Below are 13958 nucleotides of genomic sequence, written 5' to 3' on the forward strand. Positions count from 1 at the left end.
GTCGCAGGACTCCTAACGCATCACAAACGGATCAGGCATCGGTGCCTGGGAGAGGTTGATCCACACCGTTTTCAGTTCGGTGTAGGCCAGCACCGAATCGATGCCGCTTTCGCGTCCATAGCCACTGTTCTTGAAGCCGCCGATCGGTGCCATGGCCGACACCGCGCGGTAGGTGTTGACCCAGATGATCCCCGAACGCACGTCCCGGGCCAGGCGATGGGCGCGGCCCAGATCGCGGGTCCAGATGCCGGCAGCGAGGCCGAACTGCGAGTCGTTGGCAATCGCCAGCGCTTCGGCTTCATCCTTGAAGCGGATCACCGAAGCCACCGGACCGAACACTTCTTCCTGCATGATCTTCATCGAATTGCGATCGCACTCGAACAGCGTCGGTTCATAGAACCAGCCATCGCCCACGCCACTCGGACGCTTGCCACCCAGGCGCAGACGCGCGCCTTCAGCAATCGCATCAGCCACCAGACCTTCAACCACGGCCAGTTGCTGCGCGGTGGCCATCGGGCCCATTTCGCTGCTGTCGTCCTGCGGGTTGCCGATGCGGATGCGCTGGGCGCGCTCCACCAGTCGGTTGACGAATTCGTCGTAGATTTCATCCTGCACCAGCAGTCGCGAGCCGGAGACGCAACTCTGGCCGGATGCCGCGTAGATCCCGGCAATCGCGCCGTTGATCGCGCTGTCGAGATCGGCGTCGGCGAAGATGATGTTCGGCGACTTGCCGCCCAGCTCCAGCGACAGCTTGGCGAAGTTCTCTGCGCTGCTGCGCACCACGTGCCGGGCCGTGGCCGCGCCGCCGGTGAAGGCGATCTTGCGGACCAGCGGATGACGGGTGAGGGCGGCGCCAGTGCTCGGGCCGTAGCCGGTGACGACGTTGACCACCCCCGGCGGAATCCCGGCTTCGAGGGCCAGGCGCGCCAGTTCCAAAATGGTTGCCGAGGCATGCTCGGACGGCTTGATCACGATGGTGTTGCCCGCTGCCAATGCCGGCGCCAGTTTGATCGCGGTCAGGTAAAGCGGGCTGTTCCAGGGAATGATCGCGGCGACCACACCCATGGCTTCGTGCACGGTGTAGGCGAACAGATCGGGCTTATCCAGCGGCAGGGTGCCGCCTTCGAGCTTGTCGGCGAGGCCGGCGGTGTAGTGGAAAAACTCCGGCAGATAACCGACCTGACCCCGGGTTTCGCGGATCAGTTTGCCGTTGTCACGGCTTTCCAGCTGCGCCAGTTGTTCCTTGTTTTCGGCGATCAGGTCACCGAGCCGACGCAGCAGTTTGCCGCGCGCGGTGGCGGTCAAGCCACGCCATACCGGGCTGTCGAAGGCGTTCTGTGCGGCTTGCACGGCGCGTTCGACGTCGACCTCGTCAGCGTCGGGCAATTGGGCCCAAGGCTCGGCCAGCGCCGGGTTGAGGCTTTCGAACGTCTTGCCGGAGAGGGCGTCGACCCATTCTCCGCCGATGCACATCTGGAAGCGTGCGAGCGTCATGCAACGATCCCCTTTATATGGTTTTGTCGGGCGTGTGCGGTGTCGAGAAATTCCAGCAGCGTCTGGTTCACCAGCCGTGGCGACTCTACCGGCATCATATGCCGTTGCTCGGGCAGCACGGCAACCTTCGCACCGGGAATGCGCGCGGCCAGTTGCTCGGCCATTTCCGGGGTCGATCCGGGGTCCAGTTCACCAGTGGCGATCAGCGTCGGCGCCTGGATGCTGCCCAGGTCATCGGCGCGGTACATGTCCTGGGTGGCGAACAGTTCGTAGGTGGTCAGGTAGCCCTGCGGATCATTGCCGGCCAGGGTCTGGCGGATCGCAGCGATCTGCGCCGGGTTGGCCGCCTGGTATTCGCGGCTGAACCAGCGCGACAGCGCCGCTTCGGCATTCGCGTCCGGCCCGTGCTCGGCGGCCTGCGCAGTGCGGGCGATAACCCCGGCGCGCTGCTCTTCGCTGCGGTTGAACACGCTGTTGAGCACCACCAGGCTTTTCAGGCGTTCCGGGTAATGCAGGGCAAACGCCCGCGCCACCAGACCACCCATGGAAAAGCCGATCACCGACGCCTCGGGCAATTGCAGGTGGTCGAGCAGCTCCAGCAACTGATCGGCATAGCCGAGCAGGGCGGTGCCGCTGGCCGGTCGCGGGCTGGCGCCATGGCCGAGCATGTCGTAGGCGATCACCCGGTATTGCGTGGCCAGGCCAACGATCTGGCCGCCCCACATTTCTTTGTTCAAGCCCACGCCGTGGATCAACACCACGGGTTGGCCAACGCCTGTCGCCAGATAACTGGTGCCGGCCGGGGTGAGTTCAGCGGTGAGCCGAATCATGGAGCGCTCCTGCAATGCCTTTTTTATTGTGATTACTGGGCTTTTTCGGCGGCCAGTTCTTCCAGATCGATGTAGCGATTGCCGATGCGCGGGTGCAGGCGACCACCGTCGGCGCAACCGAGCACCACGACGATTTCGTCGGCGCGCGGGGCGTCTTCGATCTGCATTTCCAGGGTGATGTAGTGCGAGCGCAGGCCTTCGTCATCCTTGTGCATCATCGGAATCTGGATCGAAGTGCCCGGGCCGCCGCGCTTGTTGGTGAAGCTCAGGTAGCTCTTGGCCTTGACCGCTTCGCGGTAGTGATTGCCGAAGCGCAGGGTATGGATCACCGCCGACGCGTGCTCGATTTCGCCATCAGCGCCGACCACCGCGGCTTTGCCGTAGGCCTCGATCTTCTCGGCGCCGCCGATGATGCCCACCAGACGCTCGACCATCATCGCGCCGAGGTCGGAGCAATTGGCGCGGATCTGCGGCTTGAGATCTTCGACAAAGCCATTGCCGACCCACGGGTTCTTCATCACGACGGCCAGGCCGACCATGGTCACCGGGGTGTCGGACGCCTTGCCGCCTTCGATGAAGGTCTCTTCGACATAGCTGACGATCTTGCGGATTTCGAAACTCATGAGCTGCTCCGTAGGGGATAAAGAGTGTCTGTGCGTCTGATGGTATACCATAATACCGATCGTGCAAGTCCCCCTCGCAAGATTCCCTGCCATCAGTCGGACGAATGCCCGCGCATTCAGCTGCCGCTGTAGTCCCTTTCGGTTAACAAAAGATAACGTTGCGCCGATTGTCAGACGTTTCGAATGCCCGATAGGATGAGCCAGCTTCCGAAGGGGCTCTGGACAGCGGGTTTCAGGACTATGCTTGTGACCAGGCAGTCACCGTGAGCACCCTTGCGGCGCCCTTAAGGTCCATGACCAACAATAATAAACAGGGGAAGGTCTATGAGTCGTTGCCGCCCGCCGGCGTTACGCAACACCGCGTTGCTGGCCACAGCACTCTCTCTGCTGGGCTTTGCCACATTGTCGGCGCCGGTTCTCGCCGCCGAAGCGCCCGCCGACGTGGTCTATGCCACCGAATCGGCCAAGGCCTCGAAAAGCCTGATGCTCGATGTCGTTCACGCCGGAACCCGGCTGGTGGCGGTCGGGGATCGCGGGCACATTCTCTATTCCGACGATCAGGGCAAGACCTGGACCCAGGCCAAGGTGCCGAGCCGCCAATTGCTGACGGCCGTGTATTTCGTCGATGACAAGCACGGCTGGGCCGTCGGCCACGACGCACAGATTCTCGCCAGCGAAGACGGCGGCCTGACCTGGACCAAACAGTTCGAAGACCTCAAGCGCGAATCGCCGCTGCTCGACGTCTGGTTCAAGGACCTCAACAGCGGCCTCGCTGTGGGGGCCTACGGCGCGCTGCTGGAAACCACCGACGGCGGCAAGCACTGGGAAGACGTCAGCGATCGCCTCGACAACGAAGACCAGTTCCACCTCAACGCCATCGCTTCCGTAAAAGACGCCGGCCTGTTCATCGTCGGCGAGTCGGGCAGCATGTTCCGCTCCGCAGACGGGGGCCAGACCTGGGAAAAACTCGAAGGCCCGTACGAAGGCTCGCTGTTTGGCGTGATCGGCACGGCGCAACCGCAAACCCTGCTGGTCTACGGCCTGCGCGGCAACCTTTACCGCTCCACCGATTTCGGCAGTACGTGGGAGCAGGTCGAGCTGAAAGCCGCGCGCGGTTCGCTGGAGTTCGGCCTGTCCGGCGCCACGCTGCTCGAGGATGGCTCCATCGTCATCGTCGGCAACGGCGGCTCGGTGGTCAGCAGCAGTGACAACGGCGAAACCTTCAGCGTGTTCAACCGTCCGGATCGCATCTCGCTGTCGTCGGTCACCGCCGCCGGCAACGGCAATCTGATCCTGAGCGGGCAGGGTGGCGTCCGGGTCACTTCGCCGAACGGCGCCGAGCTGGGCAAATGAGCCGAATCAATAATAAGAAGGCGGGGCTATGACTTCCTTGAGCACTCATCATCAGGACAAGGCGACGTTTCTCGAGCGTCTGATCTTCAACAACCGCCCGGCAGTGATCGTGATCTGCCTGCTGGTCAGCATTTTCCTGTTCTGGCAGGCCACGCTGATCCGCCCGTCCACCAGTTTCGAAAAGATGATCCCGCTCAAGCATCCGTTCATTGAAAAGATGATGGAGCATCGCAACGATCTGGCGAACCTGGGCAACACCGTGCGCATTTCGGTGGAAGCGAAGGACGGCGACATTTTCTCCAGGGAGTACATGGAAACCCTGCGTCAGATCAACGACGAGGTGTTCTACATCTCCGGCGTCGACCGTTCCGGCCTCAAGTCGCTTTGGAGCCCAAGCGTGCGCTGGACCGAAGTGACCGAGGAAGGTTTCGCCGGCGGCGAAGTGATCCCGCAGAGCTACAACGGCTCCCAGGACAGCCTCGATCTGTTGCGCAACAACGTGCTCAAGTCCGGTCAGGTCGGGCGTCTGGTGGCCAACGACTTCAAGTCGAGCATCGTCGACATCCCGCTGCTGGAGTCCTACCCGGACCCACAGGACCAGGGCAAGCTGCTGGCGCTGGACTACCGCAAGTTCTCCCATGAGCTTGAAGATAAAATCCGCAACAAGTTCGAAGCGCAGAACCCCAACGTCAAGATCCACATCGTCGGTTTCGCCAAGAAGGTTGGCGACCTGATCGACGGTCTGGTGATGGTGGTGATGTTCTTCGGCATCGCCTTCGTCATCACCCTGATTCTGCTGCTGTGGTTCACCAACTGCCTGCGCAGCACTGTGGCGGTGTTGAGCACCACGCTGGTGGCGGTGGTCTGGCAATTGGGGTTGATGCACTTCTTCGGGTTCGGTCTCGATCCGTATTCGATGCTGGTGCCGTTCCTGATCTTCGCCATCGGCATTTCCCACGGCGTGCAGAAAATCAACGGGATCGCCCTGCAATCCGGCGAGGCGGACAACGCCCTGACCGCCGCGCGGCGCACGTTCCGGCAACTGTTCCTGCCGGGGATGATCGCGATTCTGGCGGACGCCGTCGGCTTCATCACGCTGTTGATCATCGACATCGGTGTGATCCGCGAGCTGGCCATCGGCGCCTCCATCGGCGTGGCGGTGATCGTGTTCACCAACCTGATCCTGCTGCCGGTGGCGATTTCCTATGTCGGCATCAGCAAGCGCGCCATCGCCAAGAGCAAGAAGGACGCGCACCGCGAACATCCGTTCTGGCGCCTGCTGTCGAACTTCGCCAACCCGAAAGTCGCCCCGATTTCCATCGCCCTAGCGCTGGTCGCCTTCGGTGGCGGCCTCTGGTACAGCCAGAACCTGAAGATCGGCGACCTCGACCAGGGCGCGCCGGAACTGCGTCCGGACTCGCGCTACAACAAGGACAACAACTTCATCATCAGCAACTACTCGACCAGTTCCGACGTGCTGGTGGTGATGGTCAAGACCAAGTCCGAAGGCTGCTCGCGCTATGAAGCCATGGCGCCGATCGACGAGCTGATGTGGAAGATGCAGAACACCGAGGGCGTGCAGTCGGCCATCTCGCTGGTGACCGTGTCCAAGCAGATGATCAAGGGCATGAACGAGGGCAACCTGAAATGGGAGACCCTGTCGCGTAACCCGGACGTGCTGAACAACTCCATCGCCCGGGCCGATGGCCTGTACAACAACAGCTGTTCGCTGGCGCCGGTGCTGGTGTTCCTCAACGACCACAAGGCCGAAACCCTGGATCGCGCAGTGCATGCGGTGCAGGACTTCGCCAAGGAAAACAACAAGGAAGGCCTGGAATTCATCCTCGCGGCCGGTAACGCCGGGATCGAGGCGGCCACCAACGAGGTGATCAAGAAGTCCGAGCTGACCATCCTGATCCTGGTGTACATCTGCGTGGCGGTGATGTGCATGATCACCTTCCGCTCGTGGGCGGCGACCTTGTGCATCGTGCTGCCGCTGGTGCTGACCTCGGTGCTGGGCAACGCGCTGATGGCGTTCATGGGCATCGGCGTGAAGGTGGCGACGCTGCCGGTGGTGGCGCTGGGCGTGGGGATCGGCGTGGACTACGGCATCTACATCTATAGCCGTCTGGAAAGTTTTCTGCGAGCCGGCCTGCCGTTGCAGGAAGCCTATTACCAGACCCTCAAATCCACCGGTAAAGCGGTGCTGTTCACCGGTCTGTGCCTGGCCATCGGCGTGTGCACGTGGATTTTCTCGGCGATCAAGTTCCAGGCCGACATGGGCCTGATGCTGACCTTCATGCTGCTGTGGAACATGTTCGGTGCGCTGTGGCTGCTGCCGGCACTGGCGAAGTTCCTGATCAAGCCGGAGAAACTGGCGGGGCAGAAGGGCAACTCTCTGTTTGCTCACTGATCCATTTGGCTGAAATGAAAAAGCCGCAACCTTAGGGTTGCGGCTTTTTTATGTCTCGAAGTTCACGATTAACCCTGTGGGAGCTGGCTTGCCAGCGATAGCGGATCAACAGCCCACATCAATGTTGAATGTTAAGCCTTCATCGCTGGCAAGCCAGCTCTCACAGGGTTTTGTTGTGTTCAGGAGAGTTCGGTGCCGAGCACAACACTCAAAGCACTGCGCGCATCATCCAGCTGCACCAACGTCGCATGCCGCGCCCCCAGCGCATCCCGATTCTCGATCGCCGTCAGAATTGCCTTGTGCCGAGGCAATGCCAGTTCATGCAGATTCGGCCGCTGATTCGAATGCTTCAGCGCCTCGGCAATCGCCACCGCAAGCATGTTGCACAGGTTGGCCAGCAAGTCGTTGTGGGTTGCGTCAGCAATCCGGCTGTGAAAGTCCAGATCCGGTTGCAGCAAGGCTTCCGGGGTCGGTGCGGCTTCCATGCGCTGGTAAGCCTCGGCAATCGACGCGATATCGGCATCGGTCGCATGCTGGGCGGCGAGGGCGGCGGCGGCCGGTTCGATGATGCTGCGCACGCTGGTCAGGACGTTGAAGAACTCGTTCTGCGGGCTGCTTTGCATCAGCCAGTGCAGCACGTCCGGGTCGAGCATGTGCCATTCGCGGCGTGGCTTGACCACGGTGCCGACGCGCGGTTTGGAATACACCAGACCCTTGGCGACCAGCACTCGGGTGGCTTCGCGCAACACCGGCCGGCTGACCGCGTACTCCTCGCAGAGCAAGGCTTCGGCGGGCAGTTTGTCGCAGGGCAGAAAGCGTCCGGAAACAATCTGCATGCCCAGTTCCTGGACGATGCGCGAGTGCATGCTTTTACGGTCGGAAGGTTTGCGGTAATCCATGGGGAGTGGCGCGATCCTGAGCGATGGAGATGCCGCGCATCATAGCAGGCACGACGTAATCTGGAGCGAGGCAATGATCGTTCCCACGCTCTGCGTGGGAATGCCTGAAGGGACGCTCTGCGTTCCAGCTCTCGAATGGGACGCAGAGCGTCCCGGGCTGCATTCCCACGCGGAGCGTGGGAACGATCAGTCGGCGGTTTTAGTGGGAATGGCGCGGCACTTCAGCCCCTCGGCAACCGACGAGGAAGTCGAAATCGCAACCCTGATCCGCCTGCAGCACATGGTCGATGTACAACTGACGATACCCACCTACCAACAGCTGCTGCGGCGGTTGCAGATCCGCCATCCGCGCCGCCAGTTCAGCGTCCGGAATATCCAGATGCAAACGCCCGCTGGCGCAGTCCAGTTCGATCCAGTCACCTTCCTTCACCGCCGCCAAAGGCCCGCCGGCCGCCGCTTCCGGAGCGACGTGCAAGACAACGGTGCCATACGCGGTGCCGCTCATCCGTGCATCGGAGATGCGCACCATGTCGGTCACGCCCTGTGCCAGCAGCTTGGCCGGCAACCCCATGTTGCCGACTTCGGCCATGCCCGGATAACCCTTCGGCCCGCAATTTTTCATCACGAGAATCGAGTCCGCATCGACGTCCAGTTCCGGGTCGTTGATCCGCGCCTTGTACATGTCGAAGTTCTCGAAAACGACGGCGCGGCCACGGTGCTGCATCAGTTCCGGCGTGGCGGCTGACGGTTTGAGCACCGCGCCCAGTGGCGCCAGGTTGCCGCGCAATACGCAGATACCGCCGTCGGCGCGGATCGGATTGTCGAGAGTACGGATCACTTCGTCCTCGCCGTAGATCGGCGCGTCCTTGGTGTTCTCGCCGATGGATTTGCCGTTGACGGTCAATGCGTTCGGATTGGGAATCAGATTGGCCTCGCCAAGGCGGCGCAGCACGGCCGGCAAGCCGCCCGCGTAGTAGAACTCTTCCATCAGGAAACGCCCGGACGGTTGCAGGTCGACGATGGTCGGCATGCCACGACCGATGCGGGTCCAGTCGTCCAGATCCAACTCGACGCCGATGCGTCCGGCGATGGCTTTCAGGTGGATCACCGCGTTGGTCGAACCGCCAATCGCTGCGTTGACCCTGATCGCGTTTTCGAAGGCTTCCTTGGTCAGGATCTTCGACAGCTTCAAGTCTTCACGCACCATCTCGACCGCGCGCATGCCGGACATGTGCGCCAGCACATAACGCCGCGCATCCACTGCCGGAATCGCCGCGTTGTGCGGCAGGGAAGTGCCCAGTGCTTCGGCCATGCAGGCCATGGTCGACGCGGTACCCATGGTGTTGCAGGTACCGGCGGAGCGCGACATGCCGCCCTCGGCCGCGAGGAAATCGTCAATCGTGATGGTGCCGGCCTTGACCTGTTCGCTGAGCTGCCAGACCACGGTGCCGGAGCCGATGTCCTTACCCTTGTGCTTGCCGTTGAGCATCGGCCCGCCGGTGACAACGATCGCCGGCACGTCGCAACTGGCCGCGCCCATCAGCAGGGCCGGGGTGGTCTTGTCGCAACCGGTCAGCAGCACCACGCCGTCAATCGGGTTGCCGCGAATCGCTTCCTCGACGTCCATGCTCGCCAGGTTGCGGGTGAGCATGGCGGTCGGGCGCAGGTTCGACTCGCCATTGGAGAACACCGGGAATTCAACCGGAAAACCACCGGCCTCGATCACCCCGCGTTTGACGTGTTCCGCGATCTGGCGGAAGTGCGCGTTGCACGGGGTCAGCTCTGACCAGGTGTTGCAGATGCCGATGATCGGCTTGCCGTGGAACTGATGGTCGGCGATGCCCTGATTCTTCATCCAGCTGCGGTACATGAAGCCGTTCTTGTCGGCCGTGCCAAACCATTGGGCGGAGCGCAGGGTGGGTTTCTTATCAGACATGATCGATTCTCTTATTGTAAGACTATTGTTTGCGAGCTTCGGCTAAACATAAGCGCAAAATCGCCGCTTTGGAAGTGTTGTTGCGTAATTAGTATTACTATATAGTCGTTTTCGACGGAGGGATGGCCCTGGTGGTTTTCCGCGAGAGGCGTCCCCCGAGGTTCCATAAAAACAACAATCGGAGACCGATCTCATGAGCCAGGAACTGCGGCTTATCCGGCGCATCACGCTGAAACTGATTCCCTTCCTGATCCTGCTGTACCTGATCGCCTATGTGGATCGCTCCGCCGTCGGCTTCGCCAAGCTGCACATGGGCGCCGACATCGGCATTGGCGATGCCGCCTACGGCCTCGGCGCCGGGCTGTTTTTCATCGGCTACTTTCTGTTTGAAATCCCCAGCAATCTGATGCTCGAACGCTTTGGCGCGCGGCGCTGGTTTGCGCGGATCATGATCACCTGGGGCGCGATCACCATTGGCATGGCCTTCGTTCAGGGCCCGCACAGTTTCTACGTGATGCGCTTTCTGCTCGGCGCGGCGGAGGCGGGGTTCTTTCCCGGCGTTCTTTACTACATCACCCAATGGTTCCCGGTGCGCCATCGCGGCAAGATCCTCGGGTTGTTCATCCTGTCCCAACCCATCGCGATGATGATCACCGGCCCCGTTTCGGGCGGTTTGCTGGGCATGGACGGCATCCTCGGCCTGCATGGCTGGCAGTGGCTGTTCATCGTCATCGGTACCCCGGCGATCCTGCTGACCTGGCCGGTATTGCGCTGGTTGCCGGACGGCCCGCAGCAAGTGAAATGGATGGATCAGGCCGAGAAGGACTGGTTGACCGGCGAGCTGAAAAAGGACCTGCAGGAATACGGCCAGACCCGTCACGGCAATCCGCTGCATGCGCTGAAAGACAAACGTGTGTTGCTGCTGGCGCTGTTCTATCTGCCGGTCACCCTGAGCATTTATGGCCTGGGCCTGTGGCTGCCGACCCTGATCAAACAGTTCGGCGGCAGCGATCTGGTGACCGGTTTTGTGTCATCGGTGCCGTACATCTTCGGGATCATCGGCCTGCTGATCATTCCGCGCAGTTCCGACCGTTTGAATGATCGCTATGGTCATCTGGCGGTGCTCTATGTGCTGGGCGCCATGGGCCTGTTCCTCAGTGCCTGGCTGTCGTTGCCGGTAGCGCAACTGGCGGCGTTGTGTCTGGTGGCGTTCGCGCTGTTTTCCTGCACGGCGGTGTTCTGGACGTTGCCGGGGCGCTTCTTCGCTGGTGCCAGTGCGGCGGCCGGTATTGCGTTGATCAACTCGGTGGGCAACCTCGGCGGCTACATCGGCCCGTTCGTGATCGGCGCCTTGAAGGAATACACCGGCAACCTCGCTTCGGGTCTGTACTTCCTGTCCGGCGTGATGGTGTTCGGGCTGATTCTGACGGGCGTCGTCTATCGCGTGCTGGAGCGCAAGCATGTGCTGCCAGTCGAGCAATTTGCAGCGAGCGCACGCGGTGCCACTCGAACCTGAATGATCGGCGCTATCCCTTGTGGGAGCTGGCTTGCCAGCGATGACGTCAGCACATTCAGTATTGATGTATCTGACAGATGGTTATCGCTGGCAAGCCAGCTCCCACAGGGTCTTGGGGTGTTTCGAAGGCTTGTTTACAGGAGAGGATTTATGCATCTGGTTCAATTCGAATTGAGTAGCGGCGAGCGCCGTGTCGGGGTGGTCGAGGACGGTCTGGTGCGTGAAGTGCAGGATGCGCGCACGGTTCGTGATCTGGCCCTGGCCGCGATCGAGGCCGGCAACACGCTCGTGCAGCAAGTGCAAACCCTCGGCTTGGGCATCAGCCATGATTACGCCGAGTTGCTGGCCCAACTGCGCATCCTGCCGCCACTCGATCACCCGGACCCCGCGCACCTGCTGGTCAGCGGCACCGGCCTCACCCACCTGGGCAGTGCCTCGGCCCGGGACAAGATGCATCAGCAGGCCGGCGACGAAGCGTCGATGACCGACACCATGCGTATCTTCAAATGGGGCGTGGAGGGCGGCAAACCGGCGGCGGGGCAGGCGGGTGTGCAGCCGGAATGGTTCTACAAGGGCGACGGCAGCATTGTCGTGCGTCCTGGCCAGCCGTTCCCGCTGCCGCCGTTTGCCGAAGACGCCGGCGAGGAGCCGGAGATGGCCGGCCTCTACATCATCGGCCACGATGGCAAGCCGTATCGCCTCGGTTTTGCGGTGGGCAACGAGTTCTCCGATCACGTCATGGAACGCAAGAATTACCTGTACCTGGCCCACTCCAAACTGCGCAGTTGCAGCTACGGCCCGGAACTTCGCACGGGTGAATTGCCTCAACACCTGGCGGGCACCAGTCGCATCCTGCGCGACGGCGAAGTGCTGTGGCAAAACGAGTTCCTCAGCGGCGAGGCCAACATGTGCCACAGCCTGGCGAACCTCGAGTACCACCACTTCAAGTACCGCCAGTTCCTGCGTCCGGGTGATGTGCACATTCACTTCTTCGGCACCGCGACCCTGTCGTTCGCCGATGGCATTCGCACTCAGCCGGGTGATGTATTCGAAATCAACCAGGCCGAATTCGGCGCACCGCTGGTCAACGGCATCGCCCCGGTCGCAGCGGCATTCGAACCGGACAGCATCGGCACCCTTTAAGGAGATCCCATGACTCAGATTCTCGGTCACAACTACATCGGCGGTCGTCGCAGCGCGGCGGGCAACGTCAAACTGCAAAGCGTCGACGCCACCACGGGCGAAGCACTGCCCCACGATTTCATTCAGGCCACGGAAGCGGAAGTGGACGCTGCCGCCAAGGCCGCTGCGGCGGCGTATCCGGCGTATCGCAGCCTCAGCGCCGAACGCCGCGCACAGTTTCTCGATGCAATCGCCGATGAGCTGGACGCGCTGGGCGATGACTTCGTGGCCGTGGTCTGTCGCGAAACCGCACTGCCTGCCGGACGGATTCAAGGTGAAAGAGGGCGCACCAGCGGCCAGATGCGCTTGTTCGCCAAAGTCCTGCGACGCGGTGATTTCTACGGTGCACGCATCGACCTGCCGTTGCCGGATCGTCAGCCGTTGCCGCGTCCGGATCTGCGCCAGTACCGCATCGGCCTGGGGCCGGTGGCGGTGTTCGGCGCCAGCAATTTTCCGCTGGCATTCTCCACCGCCGGCGGCGATACCGCGTCGGCGCTGGCGGCCGGTTGCCCGGTGGTGTTCAAGGCTCACAGCGGTCATATGGCCACAGCCGAACTCGTTGCCGACGCGTTGATCCGTGCAGCAGAAAAAACCGCTATGCCGGCCGGTGTGTTCAACATGATCTACGGCGGTGGCGTCGGCGAATGGCTGGTCAAGCATCCTGCGATTCTGGCCGTGGGTTTCACCGGCTCGCTGCGTGGCGGACGGGCGCTGTGTGACATGGCCGCCGCGCGGCCTCAGCCAATCCCGGTATTTGCCGAGATGTCGAGCATCAACCCGGTGATCGTATTGCCCGAGGCCCTGGCCGTGCGTTCGGAAACCGTTGCTCGCGATCTGACCGCGTCGGTGGTGCAGGGCTGCGGTCAGTTCTGTACCAATCCGGGCCTGGTGATCGGCATTCGCTCAGCGCAGTTCACGGCATTCATAGAGCAAGTCGCGGCGCTGATCAGTGATCAACCGGCGCAAACCATGCTCAATGCCGGCACCCTCGGCAGCTACGGCAAAGGCCTGGAAAAACTCTTGGCCCACGCCGGCATTGAGCATCTGGCGGGTAATCCGCAACAGGGCAATCAGGCACAACCGCAGTTGTTCAAGGCCGATGTCAGCCTGCTGATCGATGGCGATGAAGTGCTGCAGGAAGAAGTGTTCGGCCCGACCACTGTGATCGTTGAAGTGGCTGACAAGGCGCAGTTGAGCGCGGCGTTGCAGGGCCTGCATGGGCAACTGACGGCGACGATTATCGGCGAGCAGGCGGATTTCGAACGCTTCCCGGAGCTGACGCCGTTGCTGGAGCAGAAGGTCGGACGGATCCTGCTCAATGGTTATCCGACCGGTGTCGAAGTCTGTGACTCGATGGTTCACGGCGGGCCGTACCCGGCAACCTCCGATGCTCGGGGCACTTCGGTGGGTACGCTGGCGATCGATCGTTTCCTGCGCCCGGTGTGCTTCCAGAACTACCCCGACAGCCTGCTGCCGGAACCGCTGAAAAACGCCAACCCGCTGCGTATTCAGCGGCTGGTCGACGGCAAGCCATCGCGCGAAGCCCTGTAACCACACCGAAAACCCTGTGGGAGCTGGCTTGCCAGCGATGGCGGCGGCACATTCAGTATTTATGTGACTGACAAATTGCAATCGCAGGCTGGCCAGCTCCCACAGGGATCGTTGATCGTTCCCACGCTCCGCGTGGGAATGCAGCCCGGGACGCTCTGCGT

The 13958-nt window shown here is 61.9% G+C and carries 10 protein-coding genes; 5 read left to right on the forward strand and 5 right to left on the reverse strand.

What is annotated here, in order from left to right; genetic code table 11:
• Positions 1 to 12 precede the first annotated feature (12 nt).
• Genes AWU82_RS09925 through AWU82_RS09935 form a run of 3 tightly spaced genes read right to left on the reverse strand, consistent with a single transcriptional unit; the run spans position 13 to position 2947 of the window.
• Complete coding sequence (locus AWU82_RS09925; protein WP_064380422.1) at positions 13 to 1494, reverse strand: aldehyde dehydrogenase; 1482 nt, start codon at positions 1492 to 1494, stop codon at positions 13 to 15.
• Positions 1491 to 2324, reverse strand: a complete 834-nt coding sequence (locus tag AWU82_RS09930; RefSeq protein WP_039766874.1) for an alpha/beta fold hydrolase — start codon at positions 2322 to 2324, stop codon at positions 1491 to 1493. The genes AWU82_RS09925 and AWU82_RS09930 overlap by 4 nt, the downstream gene beginning before the upstream one ends.
• Positions 2325 to 2356: 32 nt before the next feature.
• The gene (locus tag AWU82_RS09935; protein WP_007957412.1) at positions 2357 to 2947 is read right to left on the reverse strand and encodes an amino acid synthesis family protein; all 591 of its coding nucleotides are present in this window, start codon (positions 2945 to 2947) and stop codon (positions 2357 to 2359) included.
• Positions 2948 to 3271: 324 nt separating this feature from the next.
• On the opposite strand from AWU82_RS09935, the gene AWU82_RS09940 reads away from it, so the two are divergent.
• Positions 3272 to 4300: a WD40/YVTN/BNR-like repeat-containing protein gene (locus AWU82_RS09940; RefSeq protein WP_064380420.1), complete on the forward strand. Its 1029-nt coding sequence runs from the start codon at positions 3272 to 3274 to the stop codon at positions 4298 to 4300.
• Positions 4301 to 4328: 28 nt separating this feature from the next.
• Positions 4329 to 6713, forward strand: coding sequence for an efflux RND transporter permease subunit (locus tag AWU82_RS09945; RefSeq protein WP_064380418.1), 2385 nt, complete (start codon positions 4329 to 4331; stop codon positions 6711 to 6713).
• A gap of 179 nt (positions 6714 to 6892) precedes the next feature.
• On the opposite strand, the gene AWU82_RS09950 is transcribed toward AWU82_RS09945, so the two are convergent.
• Positions 6893 to 7612, reverse strand: coding sequence for a FadR/GntR family transcriptional regulator (locus AWU82_RS09950; RefSeq protein ID WP_039766869.1), 720 nt, complete (start codon positions 7610 to 7612; stop codon positions 6893 to 6895).
• Positions 7613 to 7811: 199 nt separating this feature from the next.
• Positions 7812 to 9548, reverse strand: a complete 1737-nt coding sequence (locus AWU82_RS09955; RefSeq protein ID WP_064380416.1) for an IlvD/Edd family dehydratase — start codon at positions 9546 to 9548, stop codon at positions 7812 to 7814.
• Between the two features lie 193 nt (positions 9549 to 9741).
• Between AWU82_RS09955 and AWU82_RS09960 the strand changes: the two genes are divergently transcribed.
• The 3 genes from AWU82_RS09960 (at position 9742) to AWU82_RS09970 (ending at position 13797) form a co-directional block, all read left to right on the forward strand.
• Positions 9742 to 11064 carry an MFS transporter gene (locus AWU82_RS09960; RefSeq protein ID WP_064380415.1) on the forward strand — a complete coding sequence of 441 codons (1323 nt, stop codon included), beginning with the start codon at positions 9742 to 9744 and terminating at the stop codon, positions 11062 to 11064.
• Between the two features lie 150 nt (positions 11065 to 11214).
• Positions 11215 to 12207 carry an AraD1 family protein gene (gene araD1, locus AWU82_RS09965; RefSeq protein WP_064380412.1) on the forward strand — a complete coding sequence of 331 codons (993 nt, stop codon included), beginning with the start codon at positions 11215 to 11217 and terminating at the stop codon, positions 12205 to 12207.
• A 9-nt stretch (positions 12208 to 12216) separates the two neighbouring features.
• Positions 12217 to 13797: an aldehyde dehydrogenase (NADP(+)) gene (locus AWU82_RS09970; RefSeq protein ID WP_064380410.1), complete on the forward strand. Its 1581-nt coding sequence runs from the start codon at positions 12217 to 12219 to the stop codon at positions 13795 to 13797.
• Positions 13798 to 13958 lie beyond the last annotated feature (161 nt).

This window comes from Pseudomonas glycinae, assembly GCF_001594225.2.
GTDB lineage: Bacteria > Pseudomonadota > Gammaproteobacteria > Pseudomonadales > Pseudomonadaceae > Aquipseudomonas > Aquipseudomonas glycinae.